The 20,253-nt window shown below is 75.1% G+C and carries 9 protein-coding genes; 1 reads left to right on the forward strand and 8 read right to left on the reverse strand.

Annotation, left to right across the window (positions count from 1 at the left end):
- Position 1: 1 nt before the first annotated feature.
- The 4 genes from ACBR40_RS00635 to ACBR40_RS00650 form a co-directional block, all read right to left on the reverse strand.
- Positions 2-1,207: a hypothetical protein gene (locus ACBR40_RS00635; RefSeq protein WP_344215647.1), complete on the reverse strand. Its 1,206-nt coding sequence runs from the start codon at positions 1,205-1,207 to the stop codon at positions 2-4.
- 119 nt (positions 1,208-1,326) lie between these two features.
- Complete coding sequence (locus tag ACBR40_RS00640) at positions 1,327-2,547, reverse strand: PP2C family protein-serine/threonine phosphatase (protein ID WP_371246985.1); 1,221 nt, start codon at positions 2,545-2,547, stop codon at positions 1,327-1,329.
- A 32-nt stretch (positions 2,548-2,579) separates the two neighbouring features.
- The gene (locus tag ACBR40_RS00645) at positions 2,580-3,146 is read right to left on the reverse strand and encodes a dihydrofolate reductase family protein (RefSeq protein ID WP_371246986.1); all 567 of its coding nucleotides are present in this window, start codon (positions 3,144-3,146) and stop codon (positions 2,580-2,582) included.
- Positions 3,147-3,196: 50 nt separating this feature from the next.
- Entirely contained in the window at positions 3,197-4,987 is a 1,791-nt protein-coding gene (locus tag ACBR40_RS00650; RefSeq protein ID WP_371246987.1) for an aldehyde ferredoxin oxidoreductase C-terminal domain-containing protein, read from the reverse strand.
- Positions 4,988-5,068: 81 nt separating this feature from the next.
- Here ACBR40_RS00650 and ACBR40_RS00655 point away from each other — a divergent pair, with 81 nt between their 5' ends.
- Positions 5,069-5,251 carry a DUF6203 family protein gene (locus tag ACBR40_RS00655; RefSeq protein ID WP_371246988.1) on the forward strand — a complete coding sequence of 61 codons (183 nt, stop codon included), beginning with the start codon at positions 5,069-5,071 and terminating at the stop codon, positions 5,249-5,251.
- A gap of 27 nt (positions 5,252-5,278) precedes the next feature.
- Here ACBR40_RS00655 and ACBR40_RS00660 read toward each other — a convergent pair whose 3' ends face one another.
- The 4 genes from ACBR40_RS00660 to ACBR40_RS00675 form a co-directional block, all read right to left on the reverse strand.
- Positions 5,279-7,942 carry a protein kinase gene (locus ACBR40_RS00660; protein ID WP_371246989.1) on the reverse strand — a complete coding sequence of 888 codons (2,664 nt, stop codon included), beginning with the start codon at positions 7,940-7,942 and terminating at the stop codon, positions 5,279-5,281.
- A gap of 82 nt (positions 7,943-8,024) precedes the next feature.
- Complete coding sequence (locus ACBR40_RS00665) at positions 8,025-8,195, reverse strand: MbtH family NRPS accessory protein (protein ID WP_329575292.1); 171 nt, start codon at positions 8,193-8,195, stop codon at positions 8,025-8,027.
- Positions 8,174-13,807 carry an amino acid adenylation domain-containing protein gene (locus ACBR40_RS00670; protein WP_371246990.1) on the reverse strand — a complete coding sequence of 1,878 codons (5,634 nt, stop codon included), beginning with the start codon at positions 13,805-13,807 and terminating at the stop codon, positions 8,174-8,176. The genes ACBR40_RS00665 and ACBR40_RS00670 overlap by 22 nt, the downstream gene beginning before the upstream one ends.
- Positions 13,804-20,112 (reverse strand): amino acid adenylation domain-containing protein, encoded by a 6,309-nt coding sequence (locus tag ACBR40_RS00675; RefSeq protein ID WP_371246991.1) that lies wholly within the window; start codon positions 20,110-20,112, stop codon positions 13,804-13,806. The genes ACBR40_RS00670 and ACBR40_RS00675 overlap by 4 nt, the downstream gene beginning before the upstream one ends.
- Positions 20,113-20,253: the final 141 nt, after the last annotated feature.

A 20,253-nucleotide genomic window follows, 5' to 3' on the forward strand; every position in this document is an offset into this window, starting at 1 on the left:
GTCAGCGGCGGCTCAGCGCCAGGCTGTGGACCGGGTGCTCGCCCTCGGTCTGCAGCCGGTACTCTCGCCCCGACTTGGCGCGGTTCTCGGCGATCACCCGCTCGGAGGCCGGCTGCTCGCCGCCCATGAGCGCCTCCTGCATCTTCTCGAACCGCTCGTGGGCCTCCTGGACGTAGCCGGTGCCGAGCGTCGTGTAGTCGATCTGGGTGGCCAGCAGGTCGCGCAGGTAGGCCTTGTTCGGCTCGAACGTCACCGGCTGCGGCAGCTCGGGCGCGCACACCTGCTCGGGGTCGCGGCCGTCGTACTTCTTGAACAGCTCGGCCGCCAGCCGCAGGTGCTCCAGCTCCATGTTGAGATGCAGCTCCCAGATGTTCTTCACCTTGGGGTCGGACTCGGTCTCCATGAACGAGTGGTAGAGGTAGCACTCGTTGTACTCGTGGTTGAGCAGCATCTCCCACCAGCTCTCGCCCGGGTCCACCAGGGACTCGTAGTGGGTGACGTGCTCCTCCTCCACCATGCCGATCTCCTGGTAGAGCTGCCGGGCGATCGGCTCCATGTAGGTCGGGCCGACGTTCATGTAGAAGTTCATCGTCTGCTGCTCGGCAGCCATGATCGTCAGCGCGTGCAGCTTGGAGATCGGCGCGGCGCTGGAGCGGTCATAGGGCTCGCGCACGTTGTCCACGGGGTTGCGGTGATGCAGGTACGTCGGCCGTCCCGGCATGACCTCGGTCAGGTTGTCGACGATCTTCTCCGCCTTGCGGTGCTCGATCATCTCGTACAGGTTGGCGTAGCGGTAGAGGTGGTCGAAGTCCTCCAGCACCCCGAACTCGTACGCCTGCCGCAGGTACGGATCCGGCTCCATGCGGGCCACCCACGCGGTCAGATCGACGGCGACCTGCTCGTAGGAGATCGTCGTCTCCAGCACCGAGGACACGCCGGGCAGCAGCCAGTTCACGGCCTTCTGCTGCTGGGCCTCGATGTAGCGGGAGCGGGCCAGCTGCTGCTTCAGCTCGATGTCCGGGCAGTGCCGGGCCAGGTGGTGGCTGAAGAAGATCGCCTCGACCTCGATGCCGTTCATCGTGATGATGCGGCAGAGCGTGTAGGGGTCGCAGTGGTCGGGATCGACGGGGGTCACGTTCAGCTCGCGCCAGTTCCGCAGCTGCTTGTCCAGCGGGATACCCCGCTCCTGCAATGGGTTGAAAGGCATGACGCCGGGCTCCTTGCGTTGGTCGGGAACATCCGGTTTCCGGCGTACCCGGCGCCTTTGCCGACAACCTCCCGTCCTGATCGGCTGAGAGGCTGGAGATGGTAATGCCGCGCCGCAGGTCAGGACACGGTCAGGAGGCGGTGCCGCTCGCCGTACCACTCGACGGTCATCACCGTGGCATCGTCCTGCAGCCGGTCGCCCTGGTGCCGCAGGATCGTCTGGATGAGCCGGCGCAGCGTCTCCGGCGCCGACACGCCGTCGGCCTCGTGCCGCACCACGAAGTCGGTGAAGCGCTCCAGCCCGAACACCTCGCCGCCCGGGCTGCGCGCCTCCACGATCCCGTCGGTGTAGAGCAGCAGCCGGTCGCCGGGTTCGAGCTGGTAGCGCAGCAGCCCCCTGGCCATGCCCAGCCCGAAACCCATCGGCGGATCGGGCATGGGCAGGGTCTCCAGCGTCGCCACCCGCCGGCCGCCGCGGATCACCAGCGGCGGGTGGTGGCCGCGGTTGACCCAGTGCAGCAGGCCGGTCCGCAGGTGCAGCGAGGCGAGGAGGCCGGTCGCGTACCGGCCCCTGAACTGCTTCTTGATCGCGGCGTCCACCGCCTCGCTCACCTCGGGCAGCCCCATGCCCTGGCGCCGGTGGTGCCGGGACGCGGCCATCGCGACCGAGGCGGTCAGCCCGGCCGCCGTGTCGTGCCCCATCGCGTCGAACAGCGACACGTGCAGGACGTCCCCGTCGATCGCGTAGTCGTAGGCGTCGCCGCCCACCTCGTACGCGGGCTCCATGGCGGCGCTGACCACCACCCCCTCGCTCGCGAACGTGCCCGGCGGCAGCAGGCTCCACATGACCTCCGCCGACAGCGTCATCGGCCGGGACCGCACCAGCCGGGCGTAGGAGTCGCTGTGGGGGCGCTTGCTGACGATCAGCACCGCGATCAGCGCGGCGAGCTGCGCGGCCCGCCACTCGGTCAGCTCCGGGTCCTCGTCCGGCACGTCCAGCCCGAGCACCCCGATCCGCTCGGTGCCGTCCAGCAGCGGCAGCCACAGCCGGCGCGGGCCGCCGCGCGTGCCCGGCGTCGCGTACACCTTCGACACCGTGCGGAACGCCCGGCCAGGCAGCGTGGTGTCGATGCCGAGCCGCTCGGGCGGGGGGCCCGCCGCGTCGCGCTGCCCCGGCAGCAGCACCAGCGACTGCTGCTGCAGGTCCGCGACGTAGATCAGGGTGCCGGAGAAGCCCATCATCGCGGCGTGCTCGGCGACCAGGGCCGGCAGGTCCTCCATGGCGGCCAGGTGGCTGGCCGCCAGCAGGCCGCCCAGGGCGCGCTCGCCGTCGCTCCGCATCGACCTCTCCTTTCATGGCGGATGGACGGCTCCTACCCGCGCGGTACGGGATCACCCGGCGGCGGGACCCGCCACCACAGGTGCGTGGCCGACGGGGCCTGCGTGACGCCGAGCCGTTCGAGGGGGACGGGCGCGCCGCCGGGGCGGTCGAAGAGGCGGACGCCGTCGCCGAGCAGGACGGGCGCGACGAACACCAGGATCTCGTCCAGGATCCCCGCCTCCAGGCACTGCCGGGCCACGTCCGCGCCGAGCACGTTGACGTACTTGCCGCCCGCCGCCTCCTTGGCGGTGGCGACGGCGGTGCCGAGGTCGCCGGCGAACACCACGCCGGGCACCGGCTCGGCAGGGGCGTGATGGGTCAGCACGACCTGCGGCCCGCTCCAGCCGCCGCCGAACGCCTGGCCCTCGCCTTCCGTGCCCCGGTGCGGGTCGTCACCGCCGAACGTGCGCCGGCCCACGAGGAGCGAGCCGATCCGCCCGGCGAGGTCGTCGGCGAAGGGATCGGGCCCGAGGTAGGGGGTCAGCCAGGACATGTCGCCGCCCGGCCCGGCGATGAAGCCGTCCAGGGACATCGTCGCGGAGTAGAGGAGTTTGCTCATACTCCATGGGACACCGCCCGCGCGGAGAACTCACCGCGCCCGGTGGGGCTTTACCAGCCGAGTTCGGCGTGGAACGCCGCCCGCGCCTCGGCGAACGCCTCCCGCTCCAGCACCGCCCCCGTGTACGGCCCCTCGGCGACCGGCTCCTCGTGCAGCCGCGCGGGCAGCTCCTCGCGGCCCGCCAGGCCCTCCCTGGCGGCGTAGGCGCGCATCGCGTCCAGCCGCTCCTGCCCGGCCGCCAGCAGCTCCGCGACCGGGAACTCGCGGCCCAGCACGGCGGCGGCCAGCCCGGTCAGCCGGTCCAGCGTCAGCGGCCGGGTGGGGGAGGAGGCGAACAGGCACACGTTGAGCGCGTCCAGGGCGCTCCACAGCCGCAGCAGGCGGGCGGTGCGCGTGCCCCGCTCCGCGTCCAGGCGTCCGGCCGGCGCCGGCTCCGCCCCGATCCTCGCCGCCTCGGGGAAGCAGTACGTCAGCCCCTCCACCGGGTCGAAGTCCAGGTCGTGCTCCAGGGCGTCGTAACGGGGGCCGCCGGGAGCGAGGGCGTAGCCGAGGCCGAGCCCCGGCTGGACGCGCGGGTCGAAGCAGGGCAGCTCGGCGCCCTTGGCCGTCATCGCGTACCGGGCGGCCTCCGGGCCCAGCGCGGCGGCCGCGCGGGCGGCGCCGTCGGCCAGCAGGTCGCCCAGCTCGCCCGTCCGGTGCGCCACGTCCGCGACCAGGCCGGGCAGGGCCGCCGCGGCACCGAAGGCGGGCCCGCCGGGCAGCAGGCCGCGCCCGGCGCACTCCATGGCGAAGGCCAGCGTGCCGCCCAGGCTGACCGGGTCGAGGCCGAGGTCGTTGCAGCGGGCGTTGGCGGCCAGCACGGTGTCGAGGTCGTCGATGCCGAGGTTCCAGCCGAGCGAGGGGAACGCCTCCTGCCCGAGCCCGCCCGAGCGGCGCTCCGGCGCGGACGGCGGGGCGTACACCTTGAGGCAGTCGTTGGGGCAGCCGGGGCAGGCGCCGCGCAGGGTCACCGCGCGGCCCGCGTAGTCGCCCTCCTGGGGGGCGCGCAGACCGGTCGCGGCCGTGACGGAGAAGTTGCGCACGGCGACGTAGCCGGGCGCGGGCGGCTCGCCCGTCCAGCCCGCGAACCCCGGCTCGCCGTGCTGCCAGGCCGCGAGCCGGTTGCCGGGCAGCGCGTCGCGGTAGAAGGCGGCGGCGTCCGCCAGCGCACCGGGATCGGCGACCGCCGCCTCGGCGTCGCCCGCGAACACCAGGGCCTTGAGGTTCTTGGCGCCGAACACCGCGCCGATGCCGTACCGGGCGGCCGGGTGGGCGAGGTCGGTGACGACGCTCGCGTACCTGACCAGGTTCTCCCCGGCCGGGCCGATCGCCGCCACCGAGGCGTCGCGGCCGTGCCTGGCCCTGAGCGCGTCGGTGGTCGCGGCGGTGCCGAGGCCGCGCAGCTCCTCCGCGTCGCGCACGCTGACCTCGCCGTTCGCCACCAGCAGGTACGACAGCCGCGCCGCCCGCCCGGTCACCGCCAGCGCCCGCACCCCGGCGGCCCGCATCCCGGCCGCGAACGGGCCGAGCGCGTGCGACTCCCCGGCCACCCCGGTCAACGGCGACTTGGCCAGGAACACCGCCTTGGCCAGGCCGGGCGCGCGGACCCCGCCGAGCCGGCCGGCGGCCACGAACAGCAGCGCGCGCGGGTCGTACGGGTCCAGTCCTGGCGGCGTGCGCTCGGTCATCAACCGCAGGCCGAGGATCGTCCCGTCGTAGTGGCCGGGCTCGTCGTCGCGGCGCTCGCGTTCGACGGTTCCGCTGGTCAGGTCCACGATGGTCGGCACGGCACAGTACGACATCACACCTCACAGCGCGGGCGCAAACCGGCGCGGGCGCAGGTGCCTGGTGCGGCCGGCGCCGATCCGGGCAGAGGAGAGCCCATGAAACGGTTACTCAAGGTCCTCCTGGCACGCCGCATGGCCGCGACCCCCATCGGCGCGGCGCTCCTCGCCCTCGGCTGGTTGGTGAACCGCCGCCGCCGCAAGAACCAGCCCCGCCCCGGCCCCGCACCCCGGCCCGCCCGCTCCCGCCGCCGCTCCGATCGCCGCCTCTCCCACCGCTGACTACAGGAGCGTGGCTGGGTGACCGGCTCAGCCGGTGCCGAGGCTCCAGAGGCGCAGCCGGCGGTCCGCGCCGAGGGTGGCGACGACCGGGCGGTTCACCGCCTGCTCGGTGAGCGCCAGCGCGCGGATGCCGCCGCCCTCGCCGGAGCCGAACTCGCCGACGATCTCCCCGTCGGCGAGGCTCCAGACGCGCACGAACGCGTCCCCGCCCGACGGCGTGTGCGCCACGACCGCGACCGGCATGCCGCCCAGGACGCCGGTCACCAGCGCGGCGGCGCCCCGGTCGTCGGGGCTGCGGTCGCTGAAGTCCCACTTCTTCCGGCGTTTGCCTGACTTGAGGTCGTACACGCGCAAGGTGGCGTCCTGATGCGTGGAGACCAGCACCGGCCGGCCCTTCAGCTCGTCGCACGCCAGGAGCTCGATGCCGCCGATCTCGCCGGTCTTGAACGTGCCCGACACCACGCCGGTGGACAGGGGACGCACCCGGATCCGGTTCGCGCCGTCACCCGTCACCAGCACGTCGGCGTCGCCCAGGCGGCCGAAGGCCAGGCCGTTGACGCCCTGGAAGTGCTCGGTGCTCGTGGGGCCGATCTGCTTGCCGGTCGTGACGTCCCACAGGCGGACGACGCCGCGCAGGTCGCGCAGGCTGTCGTACTTCTGCGACACCGCGACCACCTGGCCCGCGGCCGTGACGGTCATCGCGATGATCGGGTCGGGGGCCTTGTGCGAGGCCAGGCTCTCGCCGGACGGGCGCCACAGGCGCATGCGGCCGTCGGCGTGCCCGGAGGCGACCACCGGCTCGCCCCGGCTGTTGCCGTACGCGAGGGCCGTCGTCGCCGCGCCGCCGTCGCCGAGCCTGCGGGCCGGGCCGGCGGTGACGTCCCAGGCGACGACGGAGCCGTTGCCGCCGCCGAGCGCCACGAACGGGCCGCGCGCCTCCATCACCGCCGACGGGGCGCCCGTGCCGGCGGGCAGCGCCGCCGGCTCCCCGATCATCGTCCCGAACGGCTCGGCCGCGACCGGCCTGGCGGGCGTTTGTGTCGGCGTCTGGAGGGACGGCTGAGTGGACGAGGGGGTGGCGGAACCGGCGGGGGAGGGCATCCCGGTGGCGCCGGTGTCGGGAACGGGCGGCTGATTCAGCGTCCCGTCGTGGCCTGCCGCGCCGCCGTCCGGCCTGAGCGCGACGAACGCCGACACCGCGGCCGTCGCCAGCGCCGCCGCCCCGGCGCTCAGCACGGCCCGCCGGCTGACCCCCTTGCGCGCGCCCCCCGGCGACGTCTCCGGGCCCGGCATCCCCCCGTGGTACGACCCCTGCGACCCCCGGCCCCGCCCACCAGACCCGCGTCCCTCGACGGTCCCCTGCTCGCGACGCCCTCCGGAACTCCTGTGGCCCTCGGCAACCGGCCGCCCACCGCCCCTCCCCGCCCCACCGGCCCCCGGCCAGGGCCCGACGGGATTCGGCACGGGCACGCCGCCCCCACCGCCCGGCCCAGCGGCAGCAGGCACGGCGGCGTGGCCCGGCGATTGCATGCCCGGGCCGCTGGCGTTGCCCGATGGCACGCCGCTCGGCCTAGCCGTGCCCGGCACAGCGGCGGGGCCCGGCGGAGGCGCGCTCGGCCCGGAGGCGGCCGGCCTGCTCGCATGGTCCGACGGCACCCCGCTTGGCTGGGCGGCGTCCGGCATGGCGGCGTAGCCCGGCGATTGCATGCCAGGTCCGACGGCGGCCGGCCCGCCGGCGTTGCCCGACGGCATCCCGCTCGACTCAGCCGCGCCTGGCAGCGCGGCGTGGCCTGCCAGTGGCGTGCCCTGTCCGGTGGTGCCCGGCGTGGGGGCGGCGCTTGGGCCGGTGGGGGTGGAGCCGGGCAGAGGGGAGGGGACGGCGGGGGCGCGGTGGGTCATCAGGCGCTTCATCAGCTCCGTGGGGGACGGCCGTGAGGCCGGGTCCCTGGCGAAGCACGGGCGCAGCACCTCCGCCAGCCGCTCCGGCACCCCGCCCAGGTCCGGCGAGCCGCTGAGCACGGCGTTGAGGATCGCCGGCACCGTCGCCCCGGCATAGGCAGGCCGCCCGGTGGCCGCGAACACCATGGTCCCGGCCCAGCTGAACATGTCCGACGCCGGCCCGACCCGCTGCCCCTCGAACTGCTCGGGCGACATGTACGTAGGCGTCCCCACCACCCCGGACGCCATCGTCGTCGCGTCCAGCGCCTTGGCGATGCCGAAGTCGATGACGATGGGCCCCTCGGGCCCGATGAGCACGTTGCCCGGCTTGAAGTCGCGGTGCACGATCCCGGCCTGGTGGATGGCGGCCAGCGCGGTCAGCGTGGAGATCGCCAGCCGGTCCAGCGTCCCGCCCGTGCGCGGCCCCTCCGACCGGACGACCTGGTGCAGCGTGTCGCCCGCGACGTACTCGCTCACGATGTACGGCCGCTCGTCCGCCGTCCCCACGTCGAGCACCGCCGCCGTGCAGAACGCCGCCACCCGCCGCGCCGCCTCGACCTCGCGCAGGAAGCCGCGGGTGATCCCGTCGTCGCCGATCAGGTGGCTGTGCAGCAGCTTGACGGCGACCTCGCGCCCGTCGTCGCCGACCGCCTTGTAGACCGTTCCCTGGCCGCCGGAGCCGAGCACGCCGACGAGCCGCCAGCCGGCCACCCGTTCGGGGTCGCCCGGCCGGAGCGGGCGGATCTGCGGCATCCCGCTCCTTCCGCGGACATCTGTGTGAGCGATCCACACGATAGCCAATATCCGCTCGGATGGGCCGATCGGGACGGATGGGTCAGCGGGCGCTGAGGGGGCGCATGTCGGTCCAGACCTCCTCGATGTACGCCAGGCAGTCGTCCTTGCCGCCGCGGAACCCGGCCGCCCGCCAGCCGGCCGGCACGTCCCGGTCCGCGGGCCACACCGAGTACTGCTCCTCGTGGTTGATCACGACCTGGTAGTCGTCCATGCGTCCTCCTTGACCGGCGCCCCGCGTTCGCGCAGGGCCTGGAAACCGATGAGGTCGTCGGGCAGCGCGTCGGGCACCAGCGCGTCGAAGTCCCACAGGACCCGCCGCCGCCTGGCGACCAGCACGCAGGCGGCGATGGCGGCGCCGAGCAGCACGTACAGCAGGCCGATGCCGCGGCCCTCGCCGGTGCCGATGACCCGGCCGACCGTGTCCGCGAGCGCGCCGCCGTCGGCGAGCAGCGGTTCGAGGAGGGACGTGCCGAGCGGCGCGACGACGGCGTACCCGATGGGCAGCGTCGAGAACGCCACGAGCTGGTTGAGCGCGAACACCCGCCCGTGGTAGCGCTGCGGGATCTTCACCTGCACGATCGTCGTGTAGACGCCGTTGAGCAGCGTCAGCGACAGGAACAGCCCGAACACCCCCGCCGTGACCACCACGAGGTCCGGCCGCGCGCCGATCACCACGGCCGAGAGCGCCAGCGTCAGGGTGAACATGAGCTGCCCGCGGAAACGCCGCACCCGCGGCCCGCCCCACACCGCCATGACGAGCCCGCCGACGAACACCCCGAGCCCGCCGGCGAACGACACCCGCCCCACGTCGGCGATCGTCCCCGACGACAGCACCAGCGGCGAGATCATCAGGAACAGCGCGGCCATGAACAGGTTGACCACGGCGAAGAACGTCACCATCCGCCGGAAGCCCTTGTTCCCCCACGAGTAGCGCAGCCCGTTAACCAGCTCGGCGGCCACCGTCTCGCGGCGGCGCAGCGCCATCGTGGCGGGGAAGCGGATGAGCAGCAGGCTGCCGATGGCGATCGCGTAGCTGATCACGTCGAGGGCCAGGATGCCCTCCAGGCCGATGAGCGACATCAGCCCGGCCGCGGCGAGCGGCACGACGAGCTGCGCGACGCCGTTGATCATGCCGACCACGCCGTTGGCGTGGCCGAGGAAACGTTTCGGCACGAGCTGCGGCACGGCCGACTGGTACGCCACCCGCTGGAACGCCAGCGCCACCGACAGGCCGACCAGCAGCGGGTAGATGTGCCACACCTGGAGGTTCCCGGTCCACAGCAGCAGGCCGAGCAGCAGCTGCGTGCCGAACGCGCCCGCGTCGCCGAGCAGCATCACGCGGCGGCGGTCGCTGCGGTCCACGATGGTCCCGGCGAGCGGCGCGACGATCATGCCGGGCACCAGCGCCAGCACCGAGAACAGGGCGAAGTCGACGAGGGAGTCCGTGGTCAGGTAGATCCAGAGGGGGACGGCGAACTCGGTCAGCGCCGAGCCGATGATCGACACCGCCTGCCCGGCCGCCACCGCGAAGAAGCGCCGCATGCTGGGCCGCGGCCCGGCCGCCTCGCGCCGGTCCGGCGTCCCGGGCGCTCCGCGCCGGGGCGGGATCCCGGCGGCCGCCCTCGCCTCGACCGCCGGGACGCCCGCGGTCCGCGACCCGGCACCGGAAAACGCCTCGGAGGGCGCGTCGGAAAACGTTTCGGAGGGCGCGTCGGAGAGCGTCTCGGAGGACACTCCGGTGGACTCCCCGGGAAGTGCCTCCGAGGTCTCGCGGGAGACCCCTTCCAGCCACCACGTCCGCCCGCCGTCGCCGCGCTCCAGCCCGGCCGTCTCCCCGGAGGCGAGCGCGGTGTGCGTCCGGGTCAGGATCTCGGCCAGCTCCCCGGCCCGGTACTTGACGAAGAAGTGCGCGGCCTCGTCCAGCACCGCGCACGCGGTCACCGGCGACAGCACGTGCCACTCGCGGAAGCGCTCCTGGTAGAACTCCATGATCGGGTCCCGCTCCCCGGCCACGGCGATGACGGGCGCGCCCAGCCGGCCGCCGTCCTCCTCGAACAGCCGCGTGAAGTAGCGTTCGGCGGCCCGCGTGCCCTCCCGCCGGTTGCGGACGATCAGCCGCAGCTCCTCGGGGCTCAGGTCCGACACGTCGAGGCCGGCCGCCGTGAGCGCGTTGATCCGCCCCTGGTCGCCGCGCAGGTCGTCCAGGCGATCCCGGAGCCGGGCCGTCCGCCCGCCCGGCCGGGCGAACGGGAAGATCCCGCCCAGGTAGACCGCCTCCACCTCGCGTCCCGAGTCCTGCAGCCGCCGCGCGATCTCGGCGGTGATCATCGCGCCGAGCCCGCAGTGCCCGTACAGCACGACCGGGCCCTCGATCCCGGTCAGGATCTCCTCGGCGCAGCGCCGCGCGACCTCCTCCGGCGGCATCGACTCCTCGCCGAGCTCGTGCCCGGGAACGGCGATCGAGTACAGCGCCCAGTCGCCGGGCAGCGCGTCGGCCAGCGGCTTGTAGATCACCGCGCTGCCGCCCCCGTACGGCGCGCACACCAGCGTGGCCGCCGTCGCGGCGCGCGCGGGCGTGAGCCGCCGCAGCAGCCCGTCGTCCCCTTCGCGGGCCCGCTCGTCCCCGGCGAGCAGCGCCGCCGTCTCCCTGACGGTGGTACGCGTGAACAGGTCCATGAGCGTGACCCGCCGCTCCGGCGCGATCCTGCGCAGCCGCGCCAGCACCCGCATGGCCAGCAGCGAGTGCCCGCCCAGCTCGAAGAAGTCGTCCAGCGCGCCCACCCGGGCGAGCCCGAGCACGTCGGCCCACACCGCCGCGACGGCCTCCTCGACCGGCCCGTCCGGCGGGACGAAGGCGGCGCCGTCGTCCGGGCGGTCGTCCTCGGGGTCGGGCAGCGCGGCGCGGTCGACCTTGCCGTGCGACTTCAGCGGCAGGTGGTCGAGCCAGACGTACCGGGCCGGGATCATGTAGTCGGGCAGCCGCTCGCGCAGCCAGGCGCGCACCTCGGCGGCCGGCGCCCGCGCGCCGCCCTCCACCGGCAGCAGGTAGCCGACCAGGCGGTCCCCGCGCAGCTCGGCCACCGCCTGCGCCACCCCGGGGAACTCGGCGAGCACGGTCTCGACCTCGCCCAGCTCGACCCGGTACCCGCGGATCTTGACCTGCAGGTCGCGGCGGCCCAGGAACTGGAGCGTGCCGTCCGGCAGCCACCGCCCGAGGTCGCCGGTCCGGTACAGGCGGGCGCCCGGCGGGCCGTCAGGGTCGGGCACGAACCGCTCGGCGGTGAGCGCGGGCCGGCCCAGGTAGCCGCGGGCCAGCCGGTCCCCGCCGAGGCAGAGCTCGCCGATCACTCCCACGGGCACCGGCCGCAGCCGCTCGTCGAGCACCCGTACCCGCGCGCCCGGCAGCGGCCGGCCGATCGGCAGCGTCGTCTCCCGCGCCGGGAGCTCCGGGTCCACGGCGAACGTGGTGATGCCGACCGTCGCCTCCGTCGGCCCGTAGTGGTTGACGACGGCGCAACGGCCGCGTCCTGGAGCCTCGTACGCCGCCAGCTCCCGCGCCCACGCCCACGAGGACGCCTCGCCGCCGAGGATCAGTAGCCGGCGCGGCAGCAGCTCGGCGGGCCCGGCCTCGGCGAGCAGCGCGGCCAGGTGCGACGGGGTGATCTTCAGGTAGTCGGCGGGGCTCGTCCGGAAGTGCTCGGCCAGCTCGCGCGCCGACGTACGGGACGGCAGCAGGTCGAGCCGGCCGCCGGTCATCAGCGCCAGGTAGAAGATCGTCACCCCGAAGTCGAAGGCCAGCGACTGCGGCAGCGCGAACGACGCCCCGGGCTCGACCCCGAATCGCTCGCGCACGCCCGCCAGGTATGTCACCACTTCCCGGTGCTGCACGGCGACCCCCTTGGGCCGCCCGGTGGTGCCGGAGGTGTAGATCACGTACGCGAGGTCCGGCGGCCCGATCCCGGCCCCGGCGGGCGGGTCCCCGTCCGGCACCCGGCCGGGGTCGATCTCGATCAGGCCGTCAGGCAGCGCCCCGCGCGCCCCCTCCGAGGTGATCGCCGTGCGCACCCCGGCGTCCTCGACCAGGTACGCGAGCCGCGCGGCCGGCTGCTCGGGATCGAGCGGCACGTACGCCGCCCCGGCCGCCAGCACGCCGAGCAGCGCCACCGCCGTCCCGGCCGACTGCTCCAGGCACACCGCCACCCGATCGCCCGGCCGCACCCCGCGGGCGCGCAGGTGGGCGGCCAGCCGTCGGGCCCGTCCGGCCAGCTCGCGGTAGGTCAGCCGGTCACCGCCGAAGGTCACGGCGGTCGCGTCCGGGGTCCGCCCGGCCTGCGCGAACACCAGCTCGTGCAGCAGCTCCGCCTCCGGAGGCGCGGGCGGCGCGGCGCTCTCCAGCGCGGCCAGCCGGGCCCGCGCGGCCTCCGGCAGGATCTCCAGGCCGGACACCGGCGTGCCCGGCGCGGCCACGGCCGAGCGCAGCAGCGACTCCAGCGACTCCGCCATCCGCTCGGCCGTCCCCGCCTCGAACAGCGCCGTGTTGTAGACGAACGTGCCGTCCAGCCCGCCCCCGGCCGCCTGGTGCAGATACAGGCTCAGGTCGAACCGGCTGGCCACGGTGTCGGCGTGGAACCACTCCAGCTCCAGCGGCCCCGCGTCCACCGGCCGGGCGGTGTAGTTCTGCAGCGCGAACATCACCTGGAACACCGCCGGCCGGCTGACGTCCCGCGTCACGTTCAGCTCGCCCACGAGCTGGTCGAACGGCAGCTCCTGGTGGGCGAACGCGTCCAGCGCCGTCTCCCGCACCCGCGACACCAGCCCGTCGAACGCCGGGTCGCCCGACAGGTCGGCCCGCAGCGCGAGGGTGTTGACGAACATGCCGACCAGGCCGTCCAGCTCCGGCAGCCCGCGCCCGCTCACCGGGCTGCCCACCGCGAACGAGCTCTGCCCCGACCACCGGCCGAGCAGCGCCTGGAACGCGGCGAGCAGCACCATGTACGGGGTCGCCCCGAGCGACTCGGCCAGCGCCCGCACCGCCCCGGCCAGCTCCGCGTCCAGCTTGAACCCGTGGGCCGCCCCCGCGAACGTCTGCTCGGCCGGGCGCGGCAGGTCCGTCGGCAGCTCCAGCGCCGGCACCCCGGCGAGCTGCGCCCGCCAGTAGTCCACGTCCGCCCGGTACGCGGCCGAGCCGGTCCGCTCGCGCTGCCAGAGCGCGTAGTCGCCGTACTGGACGGGCAGCGGCTCCGGCTCGCGGCCGGCCAGCAGCGTGAACAGCTCGCCGAGCACCACGTCCCAGCTCCACCCGTCGGCCACCGCGTGATGGGCCGCGAGCATGAGCACGTGGTCGTCACCGGCGTCCGAAGGGAGCCGGATCAGCAGGACCCGCAGCAGCGGGCCCGTCGCCAGGTCGAACGGCCGGGCCAGCTCCGCCGACACCAGCGTCCGCGCCTCCTCCGGCGTCCCGGCCGCCGCGACCAGGAACTCGGGCGTGGGCTCGGCGTCGATCACCAACTGCGGCGTGCCGTCCTCGGCGGTCGTGAACCGGCTGCGCAGGCTCTCGTGCCGGGCCGCCACCTCGCGCACCGCGCGGCGCAGCGCCTCTTCGTCCAGCTCGCCGGTCACCCGCGCCGTGCAGGAGACGGTGTAGGCGGCGGTGCCGGGCGCGTACTGCTCCAGGAACCACAGCCGCTCCTGCGCGTGCGACAGCGGCGGCGCCGTGCCGGGCGGGCGCGGCGGGACCGTGGTCGCGGCGGCCCGCCGCCGCAGGCGCTGGGCCAGCAGCGCCTGCTTGGCGGGCGACAGGCCGCCGGGGGAGAGCGTGGTCACAGTGCCTCCGTGGGGTCGAGCAGGCGCAGCGCCTCCTCCTCGGACAGGCCCTCCAGCTCGGCCAGCAGGATCTCCTCCGTCGCCGCCGCGAACCCGGCCAGCGTGCGATGCGTGAAGAACGTCCTGATCGGCACGTCCACCTCGACGGTGGCGCGCAGCCGGGCGGCGGCCCGTACGGCCAGCAGGGAGTGGCCGCCGAGCCGGAAGAAGTCGTCGTCCACGCCGACCCGCGCGACGCCGAGCAGCTCGCCCCAGACCTCGGCGACCAGCGCCTCGGCGTCGGTGCGCGGCGCGACGTAGGCGGGCCGCGCGCCGGCCCCGGCGGTGCCGACGGTCGGCGTGGCGGGCAGGCGTTCCAGCCGCCCGTCCGGGTGCCGCCTGACCCGCTCACCGGTACGGACCCCGCCCCGCCACAGCTCCCCGATCGCGTCCGCCGGCACGGGACGACCCCACGGATCCAGCACCCGCTCGCCCGCTTCCGCCGGCCCGCGTGGTCCGTCAGGGGCGGGCAGTTCGGACAAGCGCAGGGAGGGGTCCTTCGCCACGGCTTCGAGCAGCGCCAGGAACCGGCCGGCCAGCCGTGCCGCGGTGGCCGCCGTCAGCACCGCCGCGTCGTGGTGGAAGGCCAGGACCAGGCCGTCGCCGTCCGGCCGGGCCTCCAGCGCCAGGTCGTAGGCGAGGTCGGCGCGGCGCGGCGCGAACGGCTCGCCGAAGGCGGCCTCCGGCGGGGCCTGCTCGCGCACCGTGAGCGTGGTCTGGAACAGCGGCTCGCGGCCGGGGTCCCGCTCCACGCCGAGCGCGGTGACGAGCCGTTCGGGGGAGAGGTCGGCGTGCTCGTCCGCCTCCCGCTCGGCCTCCCGCGTACGCCGCAGCAGCTCGGTGAAGCCGGGGTCGCCGGACAGGTCGCCGCGCAGCACCAGGTGCCGGGTGAGGTGCCCGGCGACCCGGGAGAGCTCGGGCCGCTCCCGTCCCGGCACCGGACGGCCGATCATGAACCCGGTCTGCCCGGCCTGCCGGGCCAGCAGCACCTGGTACGCGGCCAGCAGCACCGTGGAGAGCCCGCCCCCGGCGTCCGCGCCGAGCCGGCGCAGCTCCCCGGTCAGGCCGCCGCCCAGCCGCACCTCGTGGCATGCGGCGGTCCGGGAGGTGACGGCGGGCCGGGGCCGGTCCAGTGGCAGGTCGAGGACCGGGGCCCCGGCCAGCCGGGCGCACCACTGCTCCAGCGCCGGCTCGGCCAGCCGCTCGCGGCGCGCCCGCCAGAGCGTGACGTCGCCCGTCTGCACGGGCGGCGGGGGGAGCTCCCGGCCCTCGTACAGCGCGGCCAGGTCGGCCAGCAGCATCGGCAGTGTCCATTCGTCGGCCGCGATCGGGTGCGCGGCCAGGCACAGCACGTGGTCGTCGGCGGCCAGCCGGATCAGCGCCGCCCGCACCGGCGGGGCCGCCCCCAGGTCGAACGGCTCATCGGCGATCCCCGCCACCAGCTCCTCGGCGGTTCCTGGCCGCGCGGTCAGGTCGTGGCGGGTGAGCGGCAGGGCGTGCCCGTCCTGGACGACGGCGCGCGGCCGGCCCTCGGCGTCGGCCTCGTAGCGGGTGCGCAGGGCCTCGTGCCGGGCGGGCAGCGCCGCGACGGCGGCGGCCAGCGCGTCCTCGTCCAGCGGGCCGCGCAGCCGGCGCGCCTGGCTCAGGTGGCCGGAGGTGTCCCCCTCGAAATACGAGTGCAGGAACCAGAGCCGTTCCTGCGCGGGCGACAGCGGCGGTGCCGTCCCGGCCTCGCGGGGCCGCGGCGGGACGTCCTCGCCCGCCCGCGTCCCCGGCACGGGCAGCGCCGCGCGGTCGATCTTGCCGTTGGGGGTGAGGGGCAGCGCCTCCATGGGGACGACGAGCGAGGGGATCGTGGCGGCGGGGAGCCGTTCGGCGAGGCGTTCCCGCACGTCGGCGGGGGCGTCGCCGGCGACGTAGGCGATGAGGGTGTCCTGGTGGACGGCGGCGACGGCCTGCCGGACGCCGGGCAGGTCCTCCAGCGCCGACTCGATCTCGCCCAGCTCGATGCGGTGCCCGCGGAGCTTGACCTGATTGTCGGTGCGGCCCACGTACTGGAGGGCGCCGTCGGTGCGCAGCCGTACGACGTCGCCGGTCCGGTAGAGCCGCCCGCCCGCCGCTCCGAACGGGTCGGGGACGAACCGTTCGGCGGTGAGGCCGGGCCGGCGGTGGTAGCCGAGCGCCAGGCCGTGCCCGCCGAGGTGCAGCTCGCCGGTGTGCGCCGGCTCGCCGTGCTCGTCCAGCACGTAGACCTGGGTGTTGCCGATCGGCCGGCCGATGAGGACGTGCATGGCGTCCGGCGGCACCTCCCACGCGGTGGACCAGATCGTGGTCTCGGTGGGGCCGTACACGTTGAACAGCCGTCCCGTACGCGCCCGCAGCTCGCGGGCCAGCGGCTCGCTCAGCGCCTCCCCGCCCGCCAGCGCGGTGACCTCCGGGGCGGTGAAGCCCCCGGCGAGCAGCACCCGCCATCCGGAGGGCGTGGCCTGCACGTGCGTGACGCCCTCGGCGCGGACCAGCCCGGCCAGCAGCGCCCCGTCCAGGGCCGCCTCCGGTCCGGCGATCACCGTACGGCCGCCGGTGACCAGCGGCAGATACAGCTCCAGCCCCGAGATGTCGAACGACAGCGACGTGAGCGCCAGCCAGGCGTCGTCCTCGCCGGAGCCCAGGAGGTCGCGCATGGCGACGAGGAGGTTCAGCAGCGCCCGGTGCGGGACCACGACGCCCTTCGGGCGGCCGGTGGAACCGGAGGTGTAGAGCAGGTAGGCGGGATCGTCCGGCTTGATGGTCACATCCGGCTTTGCCGCGCTGTATGCGGATAAATCAGCATCAAGGGAGAGTGCGACGGCGGCGTCGACGGCGGGAAGGCGTTCCCGCAGCTCGTCAGGGACGAGGACCGCCCGCGCGCCGGAGTCCTCCAGCACGAACCGCACCCGCGCGTCGGGATAGTCCGGGTCGAGAGGGAGATAGGCGGCTCCGGCCTTGAGCACGGCGAGCATGGCGGCCAGGGTGCGGGCCGAGCGGCCGGCGTACAGGGCGACCACGTCCCCGCGTCCGACGCCGGCCTCGCCCAGGCGGCGGGCCAGGCGGTTGGCGGTGGCGTCCAGCTCGCCGTAGGTCCAGCGGGCCGCGCCGTCCACCACGGCCACCCGATCCCGGTCCCGCGCCTCGATCAGCGGCAGGAGGCCGGGCACGGCGGGCAGCGGCATCGCGGTGTCGTTCGGGCCGCGTACCAGCCGCTCCCGCTCCTCGCCCGTCACCCTGGTCAACCGCGACAGGCGCGCCTCCGGGTCGGCCACGGCGGCGGCCAGCAGCGCGGCGAAGCGGCGGGCCAGGCCCTCGACGGTCGCCGCGTCGAACAGCGCGGCCTCGTACCCGAAGACCAGGTCCAGCGCGCCCCCGGCGGGCCAGGCGTCGAGCGTCAGGTCGAAGCGCGCCGGCGCGTACGCGGCGTGGAACACCTCGGCCGTGGCCTCGCCCAGTTGCACCGGCGCGCCGTCGTCCTGCGTGTGCAGGATCATCAAGGTCCCGAACAGCTTCCGGCCGTCGCCCACGCCCAGCCGCTCCATCGGCACGTCCCTGTGCGTGAGCGCGCCGAGCACCGACTCCCTGGTCCGCGCCAGCAACTCGGTGAACGCCGGGTCGCCCGACAGGTCGGCGCGCAGCGCCAGCGTGTCGGCCAGGAAGCCGACCAGCGGCTCCAGCTCCACCCGGTCCCGCCCGGCGACCGCCGTGCCGACCGTCAGGTCGTCCTGCCCGGCGTGCCGGCCCAGCAGCGCCTGGTACGCCGCGAGCAGCACCATGAACAGCGTCGTCCCCGTACGCCGGCCGAGCTCCTCCAGCGCCGCGACCGTCTCGCGCGGCAGCCGCGCCCGGTGGAAGGCGCCCCGCCGGACCAGGCCGGGGGAGCGGGGCCGGTCGGCGGGCAGCTCCAGCGGCGGCGCGCCCGCCAGCCGCTCGCGCCAGTACGCCAGCGCGGCCTCGCCCGCGCCGGCCGCCTCCCGCTCGCGCCGCCAGTGGACGACGTCCCCGTAGCCGACCGCCAGGGCGGGCAGCTCGCGGCCGGCGTAGCAGGCGGCCAGGTCGGACAGCAGCACGTTCTGCGACCAGCCGTCGCCGATCATGTGGCTGATCACGACGCACAGCACGTGCTCCGCCGCCGAGAGCCGGATCAGCGTGGCCCGGATCGGGGGCGCGGCGGCCAGGTCCAGGGGCGTGTTCACCCGCTCGGTCACCAGCCGCCGGGCCTCGGCCTCCCGCTCGTCCTCCGGCAGCGCCGACAGGTCCAGCCGCTCGACCGGCACCGGCCCCGGCGGCTCGACCACCGCGACCGGCATGCCGTCCACCTCGGGGAAGCGGGTGCGCAGCGGCTCGTGCCTGGCCGCGACGAGGGTCAGCGCGTCCGTCAGGCGGCCGGCGTCGAGCGGGCCGCGCAGCCGCCGCGCCAGATAGATGTTGTAGGAGGCGTCGCCGGGGTCGAGCCGGTACATGAACCACTGCCGCTCCTGGCTCGGCGACAGCGGCGGCGCGGTGCCCTCGGGGCGCGGCCGGAGCGGCACCGACGGGGCCGCCCGCTCCTCCAGCGCCCGCGCGAACCCCGCCACCGTCGGATGCTCGAACAGCGCCGCCACCGGCGCCTCGACGCCGAGCCGCCGGGTGATCCGCGCCGCCGCCCTGGCGGCCAGCAAGGAGTGCCCGCCCAGCAGGAAGAAGTCGTCCTCCACCCCCAGCTCCGGGGGCAGGCCGAGGACCTCGGCGAAGACCTCCGCCACCGCCCGCTCGGCCGCCGTCCCCGGCGCGGCCCCCGCGCCCGCCTCCGGCGCGGCGGGCTCCGGCAGGGCCTTGCGGTCCACCTTCCCGTTGGGGGTGAGGGGCAGCGCCTCCATCGGTACGACGAGCGACGGGATCATGGCGGCGGGGAGCCGTTCGGCGAGGCGTTCGCGCACGCCGGCGGGGGCGTCGCCGACGAGGTAGGCGACGAGGGTGTCCCGGTGGACGGCGGCGACGGCCTGCTTGACGCCGGGCAGGTCCTCCAGCGCCGACTCCACCTCGCCCAGCTCGATGCGGTGCCCGCGCAGCTTGACCTGGGTGTCGGTACGCCCGAGGTAACGCAGCCCGCCGGGCTCCACGCGCACGAGGTCGCCGGTCCGGTAGAGCCGGCTCCCCGGAGGCCCGAACGGGTCGGGGACGAACCGCTCGGCGGTCAGGGCCGGGCGGCGGTGGTAGCCGAGCGCGAGGCCGTGGCCGCCGAGGTACAGCTCGCCGGTCTCCGCCGGATCGCCGTGCTCGTCCAGGACGTGGACCTGGGTGTTCGCGATCGGGCCGCCGATGGAGACGTCCGTGGGATCCTCGGGGACCTCCCACGCGGTGGACCAGATCGTCGTCTCGGTGGGGCCGTACACGTTGAACAGCCGCCCCGTACGCGCCCGCAGCTCGCGGGCCAGCGGCACGGTCAGCGCCTCGCCGCCGACCAGGGCCGTGACGTGCGGGTCGGCGTACCCGGCGGCCAGCAGCACCCGCCAGCCCGAGGGGGTGGCCTGCACGTGCGTGACGCCCTCGGCGCGGATCAGCCCGGCCAGCCGGTGTCCGTCGCGGGCGGCGGCGGGCTCGGCGATCACGGTCCGGCCGCCCGTGACGAGCGGCAGGTACAGCTCCAGCCCCGAGATGTCGAACGACAGCGACGTGAGCGCCAGCCAGGTGTCGTCCTCGCCGGAACGGAGCAGATCGCGCATGGCGACGAGGAAGTTCAGCAGCGCCCGGTGCGGAATGGCGACGCCCTTGGGGCGGCCGGTGGATCCGGAGGTGTAGAGCAGGTAGGCAGGATCCATCGGATCAACCGCCACCTTTACACTTACCGCGCTATATGCGGATAAATCGTCGTCAAGGGATAAAGCGGACGCCGTGCTGCCGGTGGGCAGGCGTTCCCGCAGTTCGTCCGGCACCAGGACGGTCCGCGCGCCGGAGTCCTCCAGCACGAACCGCACGCGCGCGTCGGGATAGTCCGGGTCGAGAGGGAGATAGGCGGCTCCGGCCTTGAGCACGGCGAGCATGGCGGCCAGGGTGCGGGCCGAGCGGCCGGCGTACAGGGCGACCACGTCCCCGCGTCCGACGCCGGCCTCGGCCAGGCGGCGGGCCAGGCGGTTGGCGGCGGCGTCCAGCTCGCCGTAGGTCCAGCGGGCCGCGCCGTCCACCACGGCCGGCCGGCCCGGGTCCTGCGCCTCGATCAGCGCCGTCATGGTGTCGTTCGGTTCGCGGAGTTCGCGCATGCGCCATCCTTCGTCGGACAGGCGGGGGACAGGCGGAATTCATGGGAACGCTCCCACGGCCTCGTCAGCGTAAGGAGGCTTTCCGGTCGTGGTCAACGACAGTTGAAAATTTGATGGAAATAACTCACGAAACCGGACGAT

The organism is Nonomuraea sp. AD125B (assembly GCF_041402765.1).
GTDB lineage: Bacteria > Actinomycetota > Actinomycetes > Streptosporangiales > Streptosporangiaceae > Nonomuraea > Nonomuraea bangladeshensis.

What these genes read in the sequence shown, in the direction of transcription:
- ACBR40_RS00635 (WP_344215647.1), bottom strand. Translation starts at nt 1,207, where the DNA reads ATGCCTTTCAACCCATTGCAGGAGCGGGGTATCCCGCTGGACAAGCAG.
- ACBR40_RS00640 (WP_371246985.1), bottom strand. Translation starts at nt 2,547, where the DNA reads ATGCGGAGCGACGGCGAGCGCGCCCTGGGCGGCCTGCTGGCGGCCAGC.
- ACBR40_RS00645 (WP_371246986.1), bottom strand. Translation starts at nt 3,146, where the DNA reads ATGAGCAAACTCCTCTACTCCGCGACGATGTCCCTGGACGGCTTCATC.
- ACBR40_RS00650 (WP_371246987.1), bottom strand. Translation starts at nt 4,987, where the DNA reads ATGTCGTACTGTGCCGTGCCGACCATCGTGGACCTGACCAGCGGAACC.
- ACBR40_RS00655 (WP_371246988.1), top strand. Translation starts at nt 5,069, where the DNA reads ATGAAACGGTTACTCAAGGTCCTCCTGGCACGCCGCATGGCCGCGACC.
- ACBR40_RS00660 (WP_371246989.1), bottom strand. Translation starts at nt 7,942, where the DNA reads ATGCCGCAGATCCGCCCGCTCCGGCCGGGCGACCCCGAACGGGTGGCC.
- ACBR40_RS00665 (WP_329575292.1), bottom strand. Translation starts at nt 8,195, where the DNA reads ATGGACGACTACCAGGTCGTGATCAACCACGAGGAGCAGTACTCGGTG.
- ACBR40_RS00675 (WP_371246991.1), bottom strand. Translation starts at nt 20,112, where the DNA reads ATGCGCGAACTCCGCGAACCGAACGACACCATGACGGCGCTGATCGAG.